The organism is Dellaglioa sp. CoH-55-MRSF-9, from assembly GCF_056782155.1.
Genome location: NZ_JBXAYG010000094.1, coordinates 1 through 266, shown reverse-complemented (window position 1 = coordinate 266; position 266 = coordinate 1). Strand labels below are relative to the sequence as shown.

General features: G+C 53.4%; 1 protein-coding gene. It reads right to left on the bottom strand.

The features are described from left to right. Window positions 1-266, bottom strand: a 266-nt coding sequence (locus AC1RPV_RS07930; protein ID WP_481764224.1) for a hypothetical protein, incomplete at both ends; no start/stop codon positions are given.

Genomic DNA, 266 nt, shown 5'->3' with positions numbered 1-266 from the left:
GAGTATCGAACTCGTATTTTATCTGCTTCACGTGATCGATGAACGATTCTTCCGTAATCTCATCCCCAATTGCGCCTTGCAGGATTTTGACTTGATCGCCCATTGACTCGGAGAAGGCGACAAGCCGCGTGATTTCCTGCGCATCCGTGAACGAACGCTGAAGCTTGCTCAACCGTGCCTTGATCTTGGTGACGCGTTCTTTAAGCTTCATCAGCTCATCGCGCGGTACGAGCCCCTCTCTGTCGCGTTCAACCTGCGCGCGCAGC